14 protein-coding genes are annotated in these 16,384 nt (G+C 57.5%); 3 read left to right on the top strand and 11 right to left on the bottom strand.

Annotation, left to right across the window (positions count from 1 at the left end; genetic code table 11):
* From mraY to AAGR22_RS04285, 11 genes are all read right to left on the bottom strand, one after another.
* Positions 1 to 1,083 (bottom strand): phospho-N-acetylmuramoyl-pentapeptide-transferase, encoded by a 1,083-nt coding sequence (mraY, locus tag AAGR22_RS04335; protein WP_067706809.1) that lies wholly within the window; start codon positions 1,081 to 1,083, stop codon positions 1 to 3.
* Positions 1,077 to 2,438, bottom strand: coding sequence for a UDP-N-acetylmuramoyl-tripeptide--D-alanyl-D-alanine ligase (murF, locus tag AAGR22_RS04330; protein ID WP_345830503.1), 1,362 nt, complete (start codon positions 2,436 to 2,438; stop codon positions 1,077 to 1,079). The genes mraY and murF overlap by 7 nt, the downstream gene beginning before the upstream one ends.
* A complete protein-coding gene (gene murE, locus AAGR22_RS04325) occupies positions 2,435 to 3,922 on the bottom strand; it encodes a UDP-N-acetylmuramoyl-L-alanyl-D-glutamate--2,6-diaminopimelate ligase (protein WP_345830501.1) in 1,488 nt (495 codons plus the stop codon). The genes murF and murE overlap by 4 nt, the downstream gene beginning before the upstream one ends.
* Positions 3,909 to 5,684, bottom strand: a complete 1,776-nt coding sequence (locus AAGR22_RS04320) for a peptidoglycan glycosyltransferase FtsI (RefSeq protein ID WP_345830500.1) — start codon at positions 5,682 to 5,684, stop codon at positions 3,909 to 3,911. The genes murE and AAGR22_RS04320 overlap by 14 nt, the downstream gene beginning before the upstream one ends.
* Before the next feature lie 8 nt (positions 5,685 to 5,692).
* Positions 5,693 to 6,013 carry a cell division protein FtsL gene (ftsL, locus tag AAGR22_RS04315; RefSeq protein ID WP_067706819.1) on the bottom strand — a complete coding sequence of 107 codons (321 nt, stop codon included), beginning with the start codon at positions 6,011 to 6,013 and terminating at the stop codon, positions 5,693 to 5,695.
* Complete coding sequence (rsmH, locus tag AAGR22_RS04310; RefSeq protein WP_067706822.1) at positions 6,010 to 6,951, bottom strand: 16S rRNA (cytosine(1402)-N(4))-methyltransferase RsmH; 942 nt, start codon at positions 6,949 to 6,951, stop codon at positions 6,010 to 6,012. Before rsmH ends, ftsL begins: the two co-directional genes overlap by 4 nt.
* A gap of 2 nt (positions 6,952 to 6,953) precedes the next feature.
* The gene (gene mraZ, locus AAGR22_RS04305; protein WP_067706826.1) at positions 6,954 to 7,412 is read right to left on the bottom strand and encodes a division/cell wall cluster transcriptional repressor MraZ; all 459 of its coding nucleotides are present in this window, start codon (positions 7,410 to 7,412) and stop codon (positions 6,954 to 6,956) included.
* Positions 7,413 to 7,957: 545 nt separating this feature from the next.
* On the bottom strand, positions 7,958 to 8,968 hold the full coding sequence (gene cra, locus AAGR22_RS04300) for a catabolite repressor/activator (protein ID WP_067706831.1): 1,011 nt from the start codon (positions 8,966 to 8,968) through the stop codon (positions 7,958 to 7,960).
* A gap of 196 nt (positions 8,969 to 9,164) precedes the next feature.
* On the bottom strand, positions 9,165 to 9,656 hold the full coding sequence (gene ilvN / locus AAGR22_RS04295; protein WP_067706835.1) for an acetolactate synthase small subunit: 492 nt from the start codon (positions 9,654 to 9,656) through the stop codon (positions 9,165 to 9,167).
* A 2-nt stretch (positions 9,657 to 9,658) separates the two neighbouring features.
* The gene (gene ilvI, locus AAGR22_RS04290; protein WP_345830493.1) at positions 9,659 to 11,383 is read right to left on the bottom strand and encodes an acetolactate synthase 3 large subunit; all 1,725 of its coding nucleotides are present in this window, start codon (positions 11,381 to 11,383) and stop codon (positions 9,659 to 9,661) included.
* Between the two features lie 1,199 nt (positions 11,384 to 12,582).
* Positions 12,583 to 12,768: a hypothetical protein gene (locus AAGR22_RS04285; RefSeq protein WP_345830491.1), complete on the bottom strand. Its 186-nt coding sequence runs from the start codon at positions 12,766 to 12,768 to the stop codon at positions 12,583 to 12,585.
* Positions 12,769 to 13,083: 315 nt separating this feature from the next.
* Here AAGR22_RS04285 and AAGR22_RS04280 point away from each other — a divergent pair, with 315 nt between their 5' ends.
* The 3 genes from AAGR22_RS04280 (at position 13,084) to leuB (ending at position 16,384) form a co-directional block, all read left to right on the top strand.
* Complete coding sequence (locus AAGR22_RS04280) at positions 13,084 to 13,350, top strand: hypothetical protein (RefSeq protein WP_345830489.1); 267 nt, start codon at positions 13,084 to 13,086, stop codon at positions 13,348 to 13,350.
* A gap of 377 nt (positions 13,351 to 13,727) precedes the next feature.
* Positions 13,728 to 15,296 carry a 2-isopropylmalate synthase gene (gene leuA / locus AAGR22_RS04275; RefSeq protein ID WP_067709044.1) on the top strand — a complete coding sequence of 523 codons (1,569 nt, stop codon included), beginning with the start codon at positions 13,728 to 13,730 and terminating at the stop codon, positions 15,294 to 15,296.
* Positions 15,296 to 16,384, top strand: coding sequence for a 3-isopropylmalate dehydrogenase (leuB, locus tag AAGR22_RS04270; protein ID WP_067709046.1), 1,089 nt, complete (start codon positions 15,296 to 15,298; stop codon positions 16,382 to 16,384). The genes leuA and leuB overlap by 1 nt, the downstream gene beginning before the upstream one ends.

Below are 16,384 nucleotides of genomic sequence, written 5' to 3'. Positions count from 1 at the left end.
TTAGCGTACCTTCAGCGTTGCCAGGCCAATCAGCACCAGCATCAGCGAAATAATCCAGAAGCGCACGATCACGCGCGGTTCCGGCCAGCCTTTCAGTTCGTAATGGTGATGGATCGGCGCCATACGGAAGATGCGCTGCCCACGCAGTTTGAACGAGCCTACCTGCAAAATCACCGACAGCGTTTCCACTACAAAGACACCGCCCATAATTAGCAGCAGGAACTCCTGGCGCAGCAGCACGGCAATGGTGCCCAGCGCGCCGCCCAGTGCCAGCGATCCCACATCGCCCATAAAGACCTGGGCCGGATAGGTGTTAAACCACAGGAAGCCCAGCCCTGCCCCGACAATGGCGGTGCAGACAATCACCAGCTCACCGGCATGGCGCAGATACGGGATATGCAGGTAGTTAGCGAAGTTCATGTTGCCGGTCGCCCAGGCCACCAGCGCAAAGCCCGCCGCGACAAAGACCGTCGGCATAATCGCCAGCCCGTCCAGACCATCGGTCAGGTTCACCGCATTGCTGGTGCCGACGATAACGAAGTAGCTCAGCAGAATGTAGAGCAGCCCAAGCTGCGGCATGATGTCCTTGAAGAAAGGCACCACCAGCTCGGTCGCGGGCGTATCCTTGCCAACGGCGTACATGACAAAGGCTACCGCCAGCGCAATGACCGACTGCCAAAAATATTTCCAGCGGGCAATCAGCCCTTTGGTATCTTTGCGCACTACTTTGCGGTAGTCATCAATAAAGCCGACGATCCCATAGCCCACCAGCACGAACAGGACGCACCAGACGTAAGGGTTGGATGGATAAGCCCACATCAGTACCGAAACGGTAATCGAGAACAGGATCATGATGCCGCCCATGGTCGGCGTACCACGCTTGCTAAAGTGCGATTCAGGCCCGTCATTACGTACGACCTGACCAAATGACATTTCCTGCAGGCGCGCAATCATACGCGGCCCCATCCACAGAGAGATAAACAGGGCCGTCAGCAGGCTGACAATGGCGCGAAACGTCAGATACGAGAAGACGTTAAAGCCTGAATAAAAAGTGACCAGATGTTCGGCCAGCCAGACTAGCATGTTCCTTTCTCCTGTAAGCTCTGCACTACCTGCTCCATGGCGGCACTACGTGAACCTTTAACTAAGATGGTGATATGAGGATGCTCCGACAGCAGCGCCCGCAGGCGTGTCGTGGCGGCACTCTTATCGGTAAAATGTTCGCCGCTTTCGCTGGCGTCGCTAATCAGTTTGCTTAAGGTGCCCACGCTGAGCACTTTATCAATGCCCGCCTGGCGGGCGGCCTGCCCCACCTCCCGGTGACGCGCCTCGGCCTCATCACCCATTTCCGCCATGTCGCCGACCACCATCACGCGATAGCCCGGCATTTCGGCCAGGACCTGCGCAGCGGCGGTCATTGAGCCGACGTTAGCGTTATAGCTGTCATCCAGCACCAGCTTACCCTCGCTCAGCAGCAGTGGGAAAAGTCGGCCCGGCACCGCCTTAAGCGTTGATAAACCCTGACTGACGGCGCTGAGTGGCGCACCGACGGAGAGCGCCAGCGCCGCAGCGGCCAGCGCGTTAGCAATATTGTGACGGCCAGGCAGGGGCAGTTCGACGGTTACGTCGCCGGCGGGCGTGGACATCACAAAGCGCGTACCGGTGGAAGAAACCGTGACGTCCGAGGCAGTAAAATCGCTCTCCGCCTGTGTGTCGACCGAGAAACGCCAGACGGTTTTACCGTCCAGTGCCGTCTGCCAGTGAGGCCAGTCGTTGCTGTCGGCATTAAGAATGGCCGTGCCCCCGGCCGCCAGCCCCTGGAAGATTTCGCCTTTGGCTTTTGCCACACCCGCAAGCGATCCAAATCCCTCAAGATGGGCGGCGGCCAGGTTATTCACCAGCGCGCTTTCGGGACGAACGATGCCGGTAGTCCAGGCAATTTCACCCTGATGGTTTGCGCCCAGCTCGATAACCGCATAGTGATGCTGTTCGGTCAGGCGCAGCAGCGTAAGGGGGACACCGATATCGTTGTTCAGATTGCCCGCGGTATAGAGCGTTTCACCGCACTGGCGGAGAATGGCGGCGGTCATCTCTTTGACCGAGGTTTTGCCCGAGGAGCCGGTGAGCGCAACAATGCGCGCCGTCGCCTGCTGGCGAACCCATCCGGCCAGCAGGCCGAGTGCGATACGCGTATCGTCTACCACCACCTGGGGAACCGCTACTGGTAAGTGCTTACTCACCAACAGAGCTGCCGAACCGGCAGAAATCGCTTCACCGACGAAGTCATGAGCATCAAAGCGCTCACCCCGCAGGGCAATAAACAGGCAGCCTGCGCTCACTTTCCGCGTGTCGGTGACGGCCTCAGAAAAGGTAAGATCGCCGCCCACCAGCGTTCCGTTGGTGACTTCTGCCAGCGTCTGAAGAGAGAGAGGGATCATGCCATCACCCCCAGCAGACGCGCGACGGTGGTACGGTCGGAGTAGTCCAGCCGACGGTTGCCGACAATCTGATAATCTTCATGGCCTTTACCGGCAACCAGCACGATATCGCCCGCTTTCGCCTGCATGACGGCGTTAGTGACCGCTTGCGCACGTCCCGGCATCACGCGCGCGCGTCCGGCATCGAGCAGGCCGCTCAGGATATCGGCGACGATGGCACCGGGATCTTCACTGCGCGGATTGTCGTCGGTAATGACCACCACATCAGAGAACTGCTCGGCAATCGCTCCCATAAGTGGGCGCTTACCTTTATCACGATCGCCGCCGCAGCCAAACACGCACCAGAGCTGTCCCTTGCAGTGGAGCCGCGCGGCCTGGAGCGCTTTTTCCAGCGCATCCGGGGTATGAGCATAATCAACCACCACCGTGGGTTTGTCCGGCGCGGTAAAGACTTCCATACGCCCCGCCACCGGTTGCAGCTGGTGGCCCGTGGCAACCAGCTCGGCCAGCGGATAGCCCAGCGCCAGCAGCGTAGCCAGGGCAATCAGCAGGTTACTGACGTTGAACGCGCCCATCAGGCGGCTTTCAATTTCGCCGGGCCCCCAGCTTGAGTCGAAGCTGACGCGGGCACCGTTATCGTGGTAGTCCACGCGGGTTGCGCTGAGCCAGCGGCCCCGGCATCCCGGCTGCAAATTGTTATCCATGGTAACCGCGACGGCATCCGGCAGCTTCGCCAGCCAGCGGCGCCCTACCTCATCGTCGGCGTTAACAATCGTCTGACCCACCAGATGTTCGGAAAAGAGCAGCCATTTGGCCGCTTCGTAGCGGGTCATGTCACCGTGATAGTCCAGATGGTCACGACTCAGATTGGTAAAGGCAGCGGCGGCAAATGGCAGCGCCGCCACGCGATGCTGCACCAGTCCGTGTGACGAAATTTCCATTGCGGCAAACGTCGCGCCTTTCTCAACCAGCGTGTGCAGGGTTTGCTGCACGTCAACCGCTGAGCCAGTGGTGTTTTCCGTTGGCGCAAGCTGACCATAAAGGCCATTACCCACGGTGCCCATTACGGCACCGGTTTCGCCCAGCAGGTTCGCCCACTGCGCCAGCAGCTGCGTGGTGGTGGTTTTGCCATTGGTGCCGGTTATGCCTGTCAGCTTAAGTTTCTCGCCCGGCTGCTGATAAAAACGGCCCGCCAGGGCAGAGAGCCGCTGCGAAAGCTGCGCCAGGTAAATAACCGGTACGCCGTGCATTACGGTGATGTGCCCATCTTCCGCTTCGCCGTCGGCGTCAGCAATGACGGCCGCCACCCCCTGCGCGATGGCCTGCGGGATAAAACGGCGGCCATCCACCTCGTGACCCTTAATGGCCACAAACAGGTCGCCGGACGCCGCCATGCGGCTGTCCAGAATCATTTCATGTAGCGGCAGCGAAGGTGCACCAGGCACCCAGGGAGCCAGCAGGTCGGACAGATTACGATCGGTCACTCGATCCCTCACTTCTGTTATCTACCATCTCGTTTTTTTCCGCTGGAACCGCTGAAGGAAGCGCATCGGGCTCGATATTCATGGTGCGCAGTACGCCGCCCATGATCGCGCCAAAGACGGGTGCAGAAATGGCACCACCATAGTATTTCCCGGCCTGCGGGTCGTTAATCAACACGACCAGGGCAAAACGAGGATGACTGGCTGGCGCGACGCCAGCGGTATAGGCGATATATTTGTTAACGTACTTCCCATCCGGCCCGACCTTTTTAGCCGTACCGGTCTTGATGGCAATTCGGTAGCCTCTGATCGCCGCCTTAACGCCGCCTCCGCCGGGCAGCGCAACGCTTTCCATCATATGCATCACGGTGCGCACCAGCGGTTCAGGGAAGATACGCTGCCCGCCTACCGGCGGGTCAACTTTGGTGATCGACAGCGGGCGATAAACGCCGTAGCTGCCGATCGTTGCATAGACTCGCGCTAACTGTAACGGCGTTACCATTAGCCCGTAGCCGAAAGAGAAGGTGGCCCTCTCTATGTCAGACCACCGTTGTTTTTGAGGATATAAGCCACTGCTTTCTCCGACCAACCCCAAATTGGTCGCCTTTCCCAGTCCAAAGCGCGCGTAAGTATCTACCAGCGCTGAGGATGGCATCGCTAACGCCAGCTTTGATACGCCAACGTTACTCGATTTCTGTAAAACCCCGGTCAGGGTCAGCTCGTTATAGCGCGCCACATCTTTAATTTCGTGGCCGTTTACGCGATAGGGAACGGTATTGAGGACGGAGTTCTCTTTCACCACGCCGCGCTGCAGTGCCGTCATGACCACCATGGGTTTGACCGTGGACCCCGGCTCGAAAATATCGGTAATGGCGCGGTTGCGCATCACGTCTTTGGTTACGCCGGTCAGATTATTCGGGTTATAGGCGGGACTGTTGGCCATCGCCAGCACTTCGCCGGTGCTCACATCCACCAGCACCGCCGTTCCTGACTCCGCCTTGTTGAACGCCACGGCATTGTTTAACTCGCGATAAACCAGCGCCTGTAGCCGCTCATCGATGCTCAGCGCCAGATTATGCGCGGCACGGCTGTCGACGGAGGAGATATCTTCAATCACCCGACCATAGCGATCTTTGCGCACGGTGCGCTCGCCCGGCTGACCGGTCAGCCACTTATCAAAGCTTTTTTCAACGCCTTCAATGCCCTGACCGTCAATATTGGTGAAACCGATCAGATGCGAGGTCACCTGCCCTGCCGGGTAGTAGCGGCGCGACTCTTCACGGAGGAAGATGCCGGGCAGCTTAAGTTTTTTGATGTAGTCGCCGATGGCGGGATTCACCTGGCGGGCAAGGTAAACAAAGCGCCCTTTAGGATTAACGTTAACGCGAGCGGAGAGCTGGTCAAGGGGGATGGACAGCGCCTCGGAGAGCGCCTTCCAGCGGCTATCAGTCGTGATGCCGCCCTTCTCGTTAAGGACTTTTGGATCGGCCCATATGGCATTAACCGGCACGCTGACGGCCAGAGGACGACCGGCGCGGTCGGTAATCATGCCGCGCGCGGTAGGCACCGCCTGTACGCGCAGCGAACGCATATCGCCTTCGCGCACCAGCCGATCGGGGTTAATGACCTGTAGCCAGGCCATCCGCGCGATCAAACCCAGCAGTGCGAGAAGAATACAGCCGCACAGCAACACAAAACGCCAGCTTACAAAGCTGGCCTGATCGTGCGGGCGTTTTAACTTCAGCGTCTTGGTTGCCGGTTTCATTCAGTCCCTTATGGCTGTACCACAATGTTTTCCTGCGATGGGTCAACATGCTGCATTTGCAGCTTTTCCGTTGCCGTTCTTTCTACCCGGCTGTGATCGCCGAGAGCATTCTCTTCCAGGATCAGGTTACGCCATTCGATATCTAACGCGTCGCGCTCCAGTACCAGCTGCTCACGCTGAGCGGTAAGCAGGCGGGTTTTATGCGCCGTGGTCACCACCAGTATCGCCGACACCACCACGGCGACGGCCAGAATCACCGGGATCTTACCGTGGCGAAGGAGATCGCCAGCAATCACGCCTGGCAGACTGTGCCGCTCGTTGCCGATCATGAAGCCGATCTTTCCGCAATACGCAGTACCGAACTGCGGGCTCTGGGATTTTCTGCCACTTCAGCCTCGCCCGGCATCATTTTGCCCAGCGCCTTCAGCTGGCGTCCGCCCAGCTTGCTCAGCTGCTCCTCGGTCACAGGCAGACCCGCAGGTACCTGGGGACCGCGGCTGTTTTCACGCATAAAACGCTTAACAATGCGATCTTCCAGCGAATGGAAGCTGATAACAGAAAGCCTGCCCTCTGGGGCCAGCGCGGTCAGTGCCCCCTTAAGCGCCTGTTCGATCTCCTCCAGCTCGCTGTTTACCCAGATGCGGATCGCCTGGAAACTGCGGGTAGCAGGATGCTTGAATTTATCTTTAACCGGGGTGGCGGCGTAAATCACATCGGCCAGCTCTTTCGTGCGCGTCATCGGCTGCTCGCGATTTCGTTCAACGATGGCGCGGGCAATACGTTTGGCAAAGCGCTCCTCACCAAAGGTTTTCAGGACAAAAGCAATATCGCTCTCCCCCGCTTTCATCAGCCACTCGGCAGCAGAAAGCCCTTTATCCGGGTCCATGCGCATATCCAGCGGCCCGTCACGCATAAAGGAAAATCCCCGTTCGGCATCATCGAGCTGCGGAGAGGAGACGCCCAAATCCAGCAGAATGCCATTGATTTTACCGGTCAGCCCCCGCGCCTCGGCGTACTCTGCCAACGCGGAAAAAGGACCATAAATTATGTTAAAACGTGGATCGGTAATCGCGGCTGCGGCGGCAATAGCCTGCGGATCGCGATCGATGGCGTAGAGACGTCCGTGCTCGCCCAGTTGAGAGAGAATCAGTCGTGAATGGCCACCTCGTCCGAAGGTGCCATCAATGTAGATACCGTTGGGATCGATATTGAGACCTTTCACCGCCTCGTCCAACAGTACCGTTGTATGATTGTAATTTTCCTGCATAGCTATAGCGACAAATCCTGCAGGCGCTCAGAAAGCGGTTCCTGAGTCGACTGCTCTGCGTCAATATCCTCCCTGACTTGTTGATACCAGGTCTGTTCATCCCACAGTTCAAATTTATTGAACTGTCCAACCAGCATCACTTCTTTGGTCAGGTTCGCATGCTGGCGAAGCGTCGTTGCCACCAGCAGTCGCCCTGCATTATCCATCTGGCATTCGCTGGCATGCCCCAGGAGCAGACGCTGAACGCGACGCTCTGCGGGGTTCATACTCGATAAGCGGGCCAGCTTACGTTCAATAATTTCCCATTCGGGCAGGGTATAAAGCAGCAGGCATGGCTGGTGAAGGTCAATGGTACAAACCATTTGCCCCTGTGATTCCCCGATCAGCGTTTCGCGATAGCGCGTCGGCACGGCAAGCCGTCCCTTGCTGTCGAGATTGACTAACGTTGCTCCACGGAACATGCCAGCCTCACCCCCCAGTTACCCCTCATCACCACTTTACACCACAAATTCCCACCAAAGGAGTTTACGGAGCGGAGGAAAACATTGTCAAGCCGCAGCAGACGCCGATTGAGATTATTTATTAGAGGGAAAAAACGCGGTAAGAGTTAAAACATCGCGGATATTTACACCATTCAAAAATAAACCAATGAATACTGTCATAAATTTCCTGCCGCATTTTAATTTGCTCAAAAATATGTCTGTTGAAAGGTCCACTTAAGGGATCCATCAGTTTGCGACACAGGCGGCATTTTAAGGTATTTCTTAAAATTTGTCCTCCCAGCCCCAGCGTGCCTGACGGGAGGTAAGCGTAATTTATCGCCAGTGAAAAATCTCATGTTAGGAGAAAAGCGCCAGCGCCTCTTCTTTACCTTTATTTACATCAGGCTACCAAAAGGCGAATACCCGCATTTTATTTACGTATTGAGTGCGAAAACCTGGTTAAATCTGAACGGGTTCGCTGTGGGATTAAAAAAGGGCAGCGACGCTGCCCTTTTACGCAAATACTAAACCAGGTTACGGCTCAAACGCCCGCGGCGATAAAGATTTCGACGAATACGGGTTAATCCCGGCTTCGGTTTACGGGGTTCATCCAGGCTTGCCAGCACCAGCTCCAGTACGCGCTCCGCCACGTCCCGGTGCCGCTGAGCGACAGCCAGTACCGGACACTCAAGGAAGTCCAGCAGCTCGTGGTCGCCAAAGGTGGCGATCACTAAATCCGTCGGCAGGCGACCTTCACGCTTGAGGGTGACATCCATCACACCCTGTAACAGCCCAAACGAGGTCGTGAACAGCGCATCCGGCATCGGGTGCGTTTCCAGCCAGTTTTCAAACAGGGCGGCCGCCGCGCTGCGTTCAAAACTGTTGGCGTAGATAAAGTCTGGCTGACGCGCGTCTCCTTCCCAGGCATCACGAAAGCCCAGTTCACGCAGAAAACTGACCGACAGCTCTGGCAGTGCGCCCAGATAAAGCACCTTCTCTACCGGCTGCTTGCGCAGTTCAGCCGCCAGCATTTCCGCATCATCCTGATCGGCCCCTACCACGCTGGTGAAATGCTCACGATCCAGCGCGCGATCCAGCGCAATAATCGGCAGCGGATCGTTTTTCCAGCGCTGATAGAAGGGGTGCTCGGGCGGTAACGAGGTGGAAACGATAATGGCATCGACCTGCCGTTGAAGCAGATGTTCAACGCAGCGCATTTCGTTATCCGGCTGATCCTCAGAACAGGCAATCAGCAGCTGATAGCCGCGCTGACGCGCCTGGCGTTCAAGATAGTTCGCGATGCGGGTGTAGCTGGTGTTTTCCAGATCGGGGATCACCAGCCCAATGGAGCGCGTCCTTCCGGCGCGCAGGCCTGCCGCAACGGCATTCGGGTGGTAATTATGCTCTCGTACCACCGCCATAACCTTCTCAACGGTTTTATCACTGACACGATACTGCTTCGCTTTACCGTTAATAACGTAGCTGGCCGTCGTCCGGGAAACACCAGCCAGGCGCGCAATTTCATCCAGTTTCACAATAACTCCACACTTCAGGCACCGTCAGGGCGCAGATAATAGCCACAACGCAGCTATGGATTATAACTTTGTTACATCTAACAGCAGAATAGTTCAGCGAGCAACCGCTTTTAGCCTCAGGCAATCGCTTTCAGACAAAATAAAAAACCCGGCGTTACGCCGGGTTAGCTCGATTTTCACTCTGCTCGCAGAAAAATTAACGCATAATCCGCTCGCCGCGCGCCACGCCAACGACGCCGGAACGCACCACTTCAACAATTTCCGCTACGTCGCGTACCGCGCTGAGAAAGGCATCCAGCTTCTCGCTGGTACCCGCCAGCTGAACCGTATAAAGCGAGGGCGTCACGTCAACGATCTGCCCACGAAAGATTTCCGCGCTGCGTCTCACCTCTTCACGCCCGTAGCCGGTGGCCTGAAGTTTCACCAGCATGATTTCGCGCTCAACGAAGGCGCCCTGCCCCAGTTCGCTGACCCGCAGTACATCCACCAGCTTGTGCAGCTGCTTTTCAATCTGCTCCAGAACCTTTTCATCGCCGACCGTTTGAATGGTCATGCGCGACAGCGTGGGATCGTCCGTCGGGGCGACCGTCAGACTTTCGATGTTATAACCGCGCTGAGAAAAAAGCCCTACCACGCGGGATAATGCGCCGGACTCGTTTTCCAGCAGTACCGATAACACACGACGCATAATTATGTCCTCTCCGTTTTGCTCAGCCACATTTCATCCATCCCACCGCCGCGAATATGCATCGGGTAAACGTGTTCGGTATCATCTATTTTGACGTCCACAAAGACCAGGCGACCTTTCCCGACCTGCTCCAGCGCCTCGGTCAGTTTTGACTCCAGCTCCTCAGGATGCTCAATGCCAATGCCAACGTGGCCATAAGCCTCAGCCAGGCGCACAAAGTCGGGCAGCGATTGCATATAGGACTGTGAGTGGCGACCGGAATAGACCATGTCCTGCCACTGTTTAACCATTCCCAGGAAGCGGTTGTTCAGGCTGAGCACCAGCACCGGCAGATCGTACTGTAGCGCGGTGGATAATTCCTGGATATTCATCTGGATACTGCCATCGCCGGTGACGCAGATAACCGTTTCCTGCGGCAGCGCCAGCTTGACGCCCAGCGCGGCAGGCAGGCCAAAGCCCATCGTGCCCAGACCACCGGAGTTGATCCAGCGGCGGGGTTTGTCGAACGGATAGTAGAGCGCGGCAAACATCTGGTGCTGACCCACATCAGAGGTGACATAGGCCTCGCCTCGCGTCAGCTTCCAGATGGTTTCGATAACCGCCTGCGGCTTGATGGCCGGGCTGCTGCGATCAAACTCAAGACACTGGCGGGCACGCCACTGGTCAATTTTCTGCCACCAGTCGCGCAGGCTGTCGAAGTTTTGGCTGTTGTCACCCGCGTTTAACAGCTCGATGATCTGCGCCAGAACCTGCTTCGCATCGCCGACGATCGGCACATCTGCCGCCACGGTCTTGGAAATTGACGTCGGATCGATATCAATATGCAGCACGGTGGCATTCGGGCAATATTTAGCCAGGTTATTGGTGGTGCGATCGTCAAAGCGCACGCCGACGGCGAAAATAACGTCAGCGTTGTGCATTGTCATGTTCGCTTCATAGGTACCGTGCATGCCCAGCATGCCCAGGCTCTGGCGATGGGTGCCGGGGAACGCCCCCAGGCCCATCAGCGACGCGGTAACCGGCAGGTTGAGCGTTTCCGCTATTTGCCTGAGTTCATCATGACATTCAGCGTTGATTACGCCACCACCGGCATAAATGACCGGTTGCTTAGCGGCCAGCAGCGTTTGCAGGGCGCGTTTGATCTGCCCCTTATGGCCCTGCGTAGTCGGACTGTAGGATCGCATGCTAACGGCGTCAGGCCAGGCATAGGGCAGCTTATTGGCCGGACTCATCATATCTTTTGGCAGGTCGACGACCACCGGGCCCGGGCGTCCGCTGGCTGCCAGCCAGAAGGCTTTTTTCATCACCGTGGGAATATCTTCGGCGCGCTTAACCATAAAGCTGTGTTTGACCACCGGGCGGGAGATACCGACCATGTCGCACTCCTGGAAGGCGTCATAGCCGATCAGGGAAGAAGGTACCTGGCCCGAGAGCACCACCATCGGGATCGAGTCCATATAGGCGGTGGCGATACCGGTTATCGCATTCGTTGCGCCGGGGCCGGAGGTAACCAGCACCACGCCAACTTCGCCGGTCGAGCGGGCGTAGCCGTCGGCCATATGCACCGCGCCCTGTTCGTGGCGAACCAGGATATGGTCAATGCCACCCACGGTTTGCAGCGCATCATAGATATCCAGCACCGCGCCGCCGGGATAGCCGAAAACATGTTTAACGCCCTGGTCGATCAGCGATCGAACGACCATCTCGGCTCCTGACAACATCTCCATTTTTGCCTCCAGGCTTAAGGTACTGAGCTTTCGGCAGGCTGTATGCGTGAGCGGTAATACTTCACATTCCTGCCGGATAAGCTCAATACCTGTGTTTATGCTCAGACATTGGAATGCATTTCCAAAATCCAGGGTACAGGGCGAAGCCCTTATTATTTTGCTTTTAATTGGTTGAAGTACCATAACCGTAGAAAAGTAAGCAGGCAAATAGCACGCCAATTACGGAGGGGATATCTTCCCCCTGGCCCACTGCTTTCAGGCGGTTGCTAACGTTAATTAAACCGGAGTCAGGGTTAAAAGAAAGTGGTTTACGCTGCCGATGACTTTAATTTCAGAGCGATCGTTTTGTTGTTATCTGCAATCGTTGCAAAATAAAAGCCGTCTTGTTCAAACCCTCCGTTCTTTATAGTTTTATCTGCTTTTTAATTTTATCTCTACAAAATATTCCACCTGAAAGGTAGTTATTTTCACTGCGCCTTAACCATAAGTTATTCCTTTACTACTGGTTTATCGCTCTTTGTAAAATGTGGGGCCCGGTGCGGCAAAGGCCGGGGGCGTCGTCTGCGGGTGGGGGCCGGTGCGGCACAGGCCCGTGTGGTCGCCAACGAGTGGGGCCCGGTGCTGCAAAAGCTGGAGGTGTCGCCTACGGGTGGGGCCCGGTGCGGCACAGGTATGGGGAGTCGCCTGCGGGTGGGGCCCGGTGCGGCACAGGCCTGGGGAGTCGCCTGCGGGTGGGGCCCGGTGCGGCACAGGCCTGGGGAGTCGCCTGCGGGTGGGGCCCGGTGCGGCACAGGCCTGGGGAGTCGCCTGCGGGTGGGGCCCGGTGCGGCACAGGCCTGGGGAGTCGCCTGCGGGTGGGGCCCGGTGCGGCACAGGCCTGGGGAGTCGCCTGCGGGTGGGGCCCGGTGCGGCACAGGCCTGGGGAGTCGCCTGCGGGTGGGGCCCGGTGCCTGGCGGTCCTCGCGCCGCGCGTGGCGCGGTTCCTTCGCTCCGCTCGTCGACCTTTCGGACCGGGCATGACGGGACATCCCTGTCCCGGCATGCCCTTGGGCCAGCATCCCTGCTGGCCCATCCGGGTCTTCCTCTCTACGCTCAGCGCTGCGGAATGCCTGTCACCGGGCCCCACCCGCCTGCTTATTGCATTGTGCAGGCTGCGGTAAAAGCAACTTAAAAGCCAGAGAGGTGGATAATCCCAGCGGTTAACGGGCATTCCGCAGCGCTGCGGCGCAGACGGAAGGCCAGGCGAGGGCAGCAGGGACGCGGCACTCAGGGAGTGGCGGGCAGGGATGCCCGCTCGCGACCGGGCCGTCCGGCCTGGCGTCGGAGCCAAAGGCACCAGGCAGAGCCTGTAGCTGCGACGCCCGGCAAACGCTGGGATTATCCACCGGCACCGCAGCTATGGCAGCCCAAACAACTAACCGGCAAACGCTGGGATTGTCCGCGAAATAACGGATATTGCGGCTCGCCAGCCACATAGCAGGGCGCTAATGGGTGGCACCAAAAATCGACGTTGTTAACTTAAAGCGGCTCAAAAGCCTGCGCACGAACAGCGTTTAACTGGAAGTCGATCAGATAGCTGCGGCCAGATAAACGGGTTCACTGAAAGCAACTCAGAAGCCCGAGAGGGGGACAATCCCTGCGGTTGACGGGCATTCCGCAGCGCTGCGGCGCAGACGGAGGGCCAGGCGAGGGCAGCAGGGATGCTGCACTCAGGGAGCGGCGGGCAGGGATGCCCGCTCGCGACCGGGCCGTCCGGCCCGGAGTCGGAGCCAAAGGCACCAGGCAGAGCCTGGCGCGAGGACGCCCGGCAACCGCAGGGATTGTCCACCGACACGGCAGCTATGGCAGCCCTAACAACTAACCGGCAAACGCTGGGATTATCCACCGGCACAGCAGAAATTGCAGCCAGCATAACCCACCGTCACCGCTGGAATTATCCACCGACACCGCAGCTATGGCAGCCCTAACAACCAACCGACAACCACCAGGATTGCCCACCAACACCGCAGATACCGCGTTTCACCAGTTTGCCATTTATTCTGCGAATATCCTCGCAGACAGAATATTTCCCCCCAGCCTTTACGCTGTTATTTCAGATCCCGGGTTGACATCTCCCCCGCCGATCAAGTATCAATAAAGCAACAGCACAATTTATTGAGGTCTGATTCAATGATTTATTCAACCCGCCTACTCGGTCTACTACTAAACGCATCCTTATTGCGCGGTAGCCTGGTGGGCGGAATCAATCACTGATTCACACTTCAGACTTAAAAAACCCGCGCCGCAGCGCGGGTTTTTTTATGCCCGCAGTAACGGCAAAACAAATTCGACAAGGAATTATCCGATGAGCCAACAAGTCATTATTTTCGATACCACTCTGCGCGATGGCGAACAGGCATTGCAGGCCAGCCTGAGTGTGAAAGAAAAATTGCAAATTGCCCTGGCGCTGGAAAAAATGGGCGTTGACGTCATGGAAGTCGGTTTTCCTGTCTCTTCACCGGGCGACTTTGAATCCGTTCAAACCATCGCCCGTCAGATCAAAAACAGTCGCGTTTGCGCACTGGCCCGCTGCGTGGAAAAAGATATTGATGCCGCTTACGAAGCCCTGCGCGTAGCCGACGCCTTTCGCATTCATACCTTCCTGGCCACTTCGCCCATGCATATCGCCACCAAACTGCGCAGCACCCTGCCCGAGGTGATTGAACGTGCAGTGAAAATGGTCAGGCGAGCACGTAACTACACCGACGATGTCGAATTCTCCTGCGAGGACGGCGGGCGTACGCCGGTTGACGACCTGTGCCGGGTGGTTGAGGCGGCGATCAACGCCGGCGCAACCACTATCAACATCCCGGACACCGTGGGCTACACCCTGCCGTGGGAATACGCCAGCATCTTCAGCGCACTGCGCGAGCGCGTCCCCAATATTGATAAAGCTATCCTGTCGGTACATACCCATGACGACCTGGGCATGGCAGTCGGCAATGCACTGGCAGCGGTCAACGCGGGCGCCCGTCAGATTGAAGGCGCAATGAATGGTCTGGGTGAGCGTGCCGGTAACTGCGCGCTGGAAGAGACCATTATGGCGATTAAAACCCGTAGCCAGCTGATGAATGTTCACACCCGCATCAATCATCAGGAAATCTACCGTACCTGCCAGACCGTCAGTAAAATCTGCAATATGCCCATCCCGGCGCACAAAGCGATTATCGGTTCTAACGCGTTCGCACACTCCTCTGGCATCCATCAGGATGGCGTACTGAAGAATCGCGAAAACTACGAAATTCTGACCCCGGAATCCATCGGGCTGAAGCAGGTGCAGCTGAATCTGACCTCCCGCTCCGGTCGCGCGGCCGTGAAGCACCGTATGGAAGAGATGGGCTACGCCGATACCGATTACAACATGGACTCGCTGTACGAGGCATTCAAAGCCCTGGCAGACAAAAAAGGCCAGGTATTTGATTACGACCTGGAAGCCCTGGCGTTTATCAATAAACAGTCAGAGGAGCCGGAATACTTTTCACTGGATACCTTTAACGTTCAGTCCGGATCCAGCGTGATTGCCACGGCGACCGTCCAGCTGCGCTGCGGCGACCAGCAGAAAACCGAAGCCGCGACCGGAAACGGTCCGGTCGATGCGGTATACCAGGCCATCAACCGTATTACCGAGTTCGACGCAGAACTGGTCAACTACCAGCTCACCGCGCAGGGTCACGGTAAAGACGCGCTGGGCCAGGTGGATATCGTCGTTAACTACAACGGACGGAAATTCCACGGCATCGGGCTGGCAACGGATATCGTCGAATCCTCTGCCAAAGCGATGATCAACGCGCTGAACAATATCTGGCGCTCACGTCAGGTGGAGCAGGAACTGCTGCGTAAATCTCAAACTAACGACCAGAAGGAAGCGGTGTAATGTCCAGGAGCTACCATATTGCAGTTCTGCCCGGTGATGGCATCGGCCCGGAAGTGATGGCGCAGGCATCAAAGGTGCTGGACGCCGTTCGCCAGCGCTTCGGGATGCGCATTACTACCAGCGAATATGACGTCGGCGGCATTGCGATTGATCGTCACGGCGAGCCGCTTCCGCAGGTCACGGTGACCGGCTGCGAACAGGCGGATGCGATCCTGTTTGGATCGGTGGGCGGCCCTAAGTGGGAGCATTTACCTCCCGCTGAACAGCCGGAGCGCGGCGCACTGCTGCCCCTGCGTAAGCATTTCAGACTGTTTAGCAACCTGCGTCCGGCCAGCCTGCACAGCGGTCTGGAAGCCTTTTGCCCGCTGCGTGCCGATATCGCCGCCCAGGGCTTTGATATTCTGGTGGTGCGCGAACTGACCGGCGGCATCTACTTCGGCCAGCCAAAAGGACGCGAAGGACAGGGACCGCACGAAAAGGCCTGGGATACCGAAGTCTATCACCGCTTTGAAATTGAGCGCATCGCCCGCATCGCCTTTGAGTCTGCCCGCAAGCGTCGTAATAAAGTGACCTCGATCGACAAGGCCAACGTGCTGCAATCCTCTATCCTCTGGCGGGAAGTGGTCAGCGATGTGGCGAAGGATTACCCGGACGTTGCGCTCAGCCACATGTATATCGACAACGCGACTATGCAGCTGATTAAAGCACCGTCGCAGTTTGATGTGGTGCTCTGCTCAAACCTGTTTGGTGACATCCTCTCCGACGAGTGCGCCATGATAACCGGTTCGATGGGGATGCTGCCGTCGGCGAGCCTTAATGAAAAGGGTTTTGGCCTGTTTGAACCGGCAGGCGGTTCAGCCCCGGATATCGCCGGTAAAAACATCGCCAACCCTGTTGCGCAGATTTTGTCGCTGGCACTGCTGCTGCGCTACAGCCTGGACGCCGGGGACGCGGCGGATGCGATTGAACAGGCGGTAAGCCACGCACTGGCAGAAGGCTATCGCACCGGAGACTTAGCCGGGAACGGCGATTCGATTGGCACCGATGAAATGGGCACCCTTATTGCCCGGTTTATCAGCGGAACCTGA

Source organism: Erwinia sp. HDF1-3R, from assembly GCF_039621855.1.
Taxonomy (GTDB): Bacteria; Pseudomonadota; Gammaproteobacteria; order Enterobacterales; family Enterobacteriaceae; genus Erwinia.
The sequence above is the reverse complement of the archived record's forward strand: the minus strand, read 5'-3'. Positions and strand labels throughout refer to the sequence as shown.

Bases quoted from the DNA above. Each gene is read 5' to 3' on its own strand.
- mraY (WP_067706809.1), bottom strand. From the start codon at position 1,083: ATGCTAGTCTGGCTGGCCGAACATCTGGTCACTTTTTATTCAGGCTTT.
- murF (WP_345830503.1), bottom strand. From the start codon at position 2,438: ATGATCCCTCTCTCTCTTCAGACGCTGGCAGAAGTCACCAACGGAACG.
- AAGR22_RS04320 (WP_345830500.1), bottom strand. From the start codon at position 5,684: ATGAAACCGGCAACCAAGACGCTGAAGTTAAAACGCCCGCACGATCAG.
- ftsL (WP_067706819.1), bottom strand. From the start codon at position 6,013: ATGATCGGCAACGAGCGGCACAGTCTGCCAGGCGTGATTGCTGGCGAT.
- rsmH (WP_067706822.1), bottom strand. From the start codon at position 6,951: ATGCAGGAAAATTACAATCATACAACGGTACTGTTGGACGAGGCGGTG.
- mraZ (WP_067706826.1), bottom strand. From the start codon at position 7,412: ATGTTCCGTGGAGCAACGTTAGTCAATCTCGACAGCAAGGGACGGCTT.
- ilvN (WP_067706835.1), bottom strand. From the start codon at position 9,656: ATGCGTCGTGTGTTATCGGTACTGCTGGAAAACGAGTCCGGCGCATTA.
- ilvI (WP_345830493.1), bottom strand. From the start codon at position 11,383: ATGGAGATGTTGTCAGGAGCCGAGATGGTCGTTCGATCGCTGATCGAC.
- AAGR22_RS04280 (WP_345830489.1), top strand. From the start codon at position 13,084: ATGCTGCACTCAGGGAGCGGCGGGCAGGGATGCCCGCTCGCGACCGGG.
- leuA (WP_067709044.1), top strand. From the start codon at position 13,728: ATGAGCCAACAAGTCATTATTTTCGATACCACTCTGCGCGATGGCGAA.
- leuB (WP_067709046.1), top strand. From the start codon at position 15,296: ATGTCCAGGAGCTACCATATTGCAGTTCTGCCCGGTGATGGCATCGGC.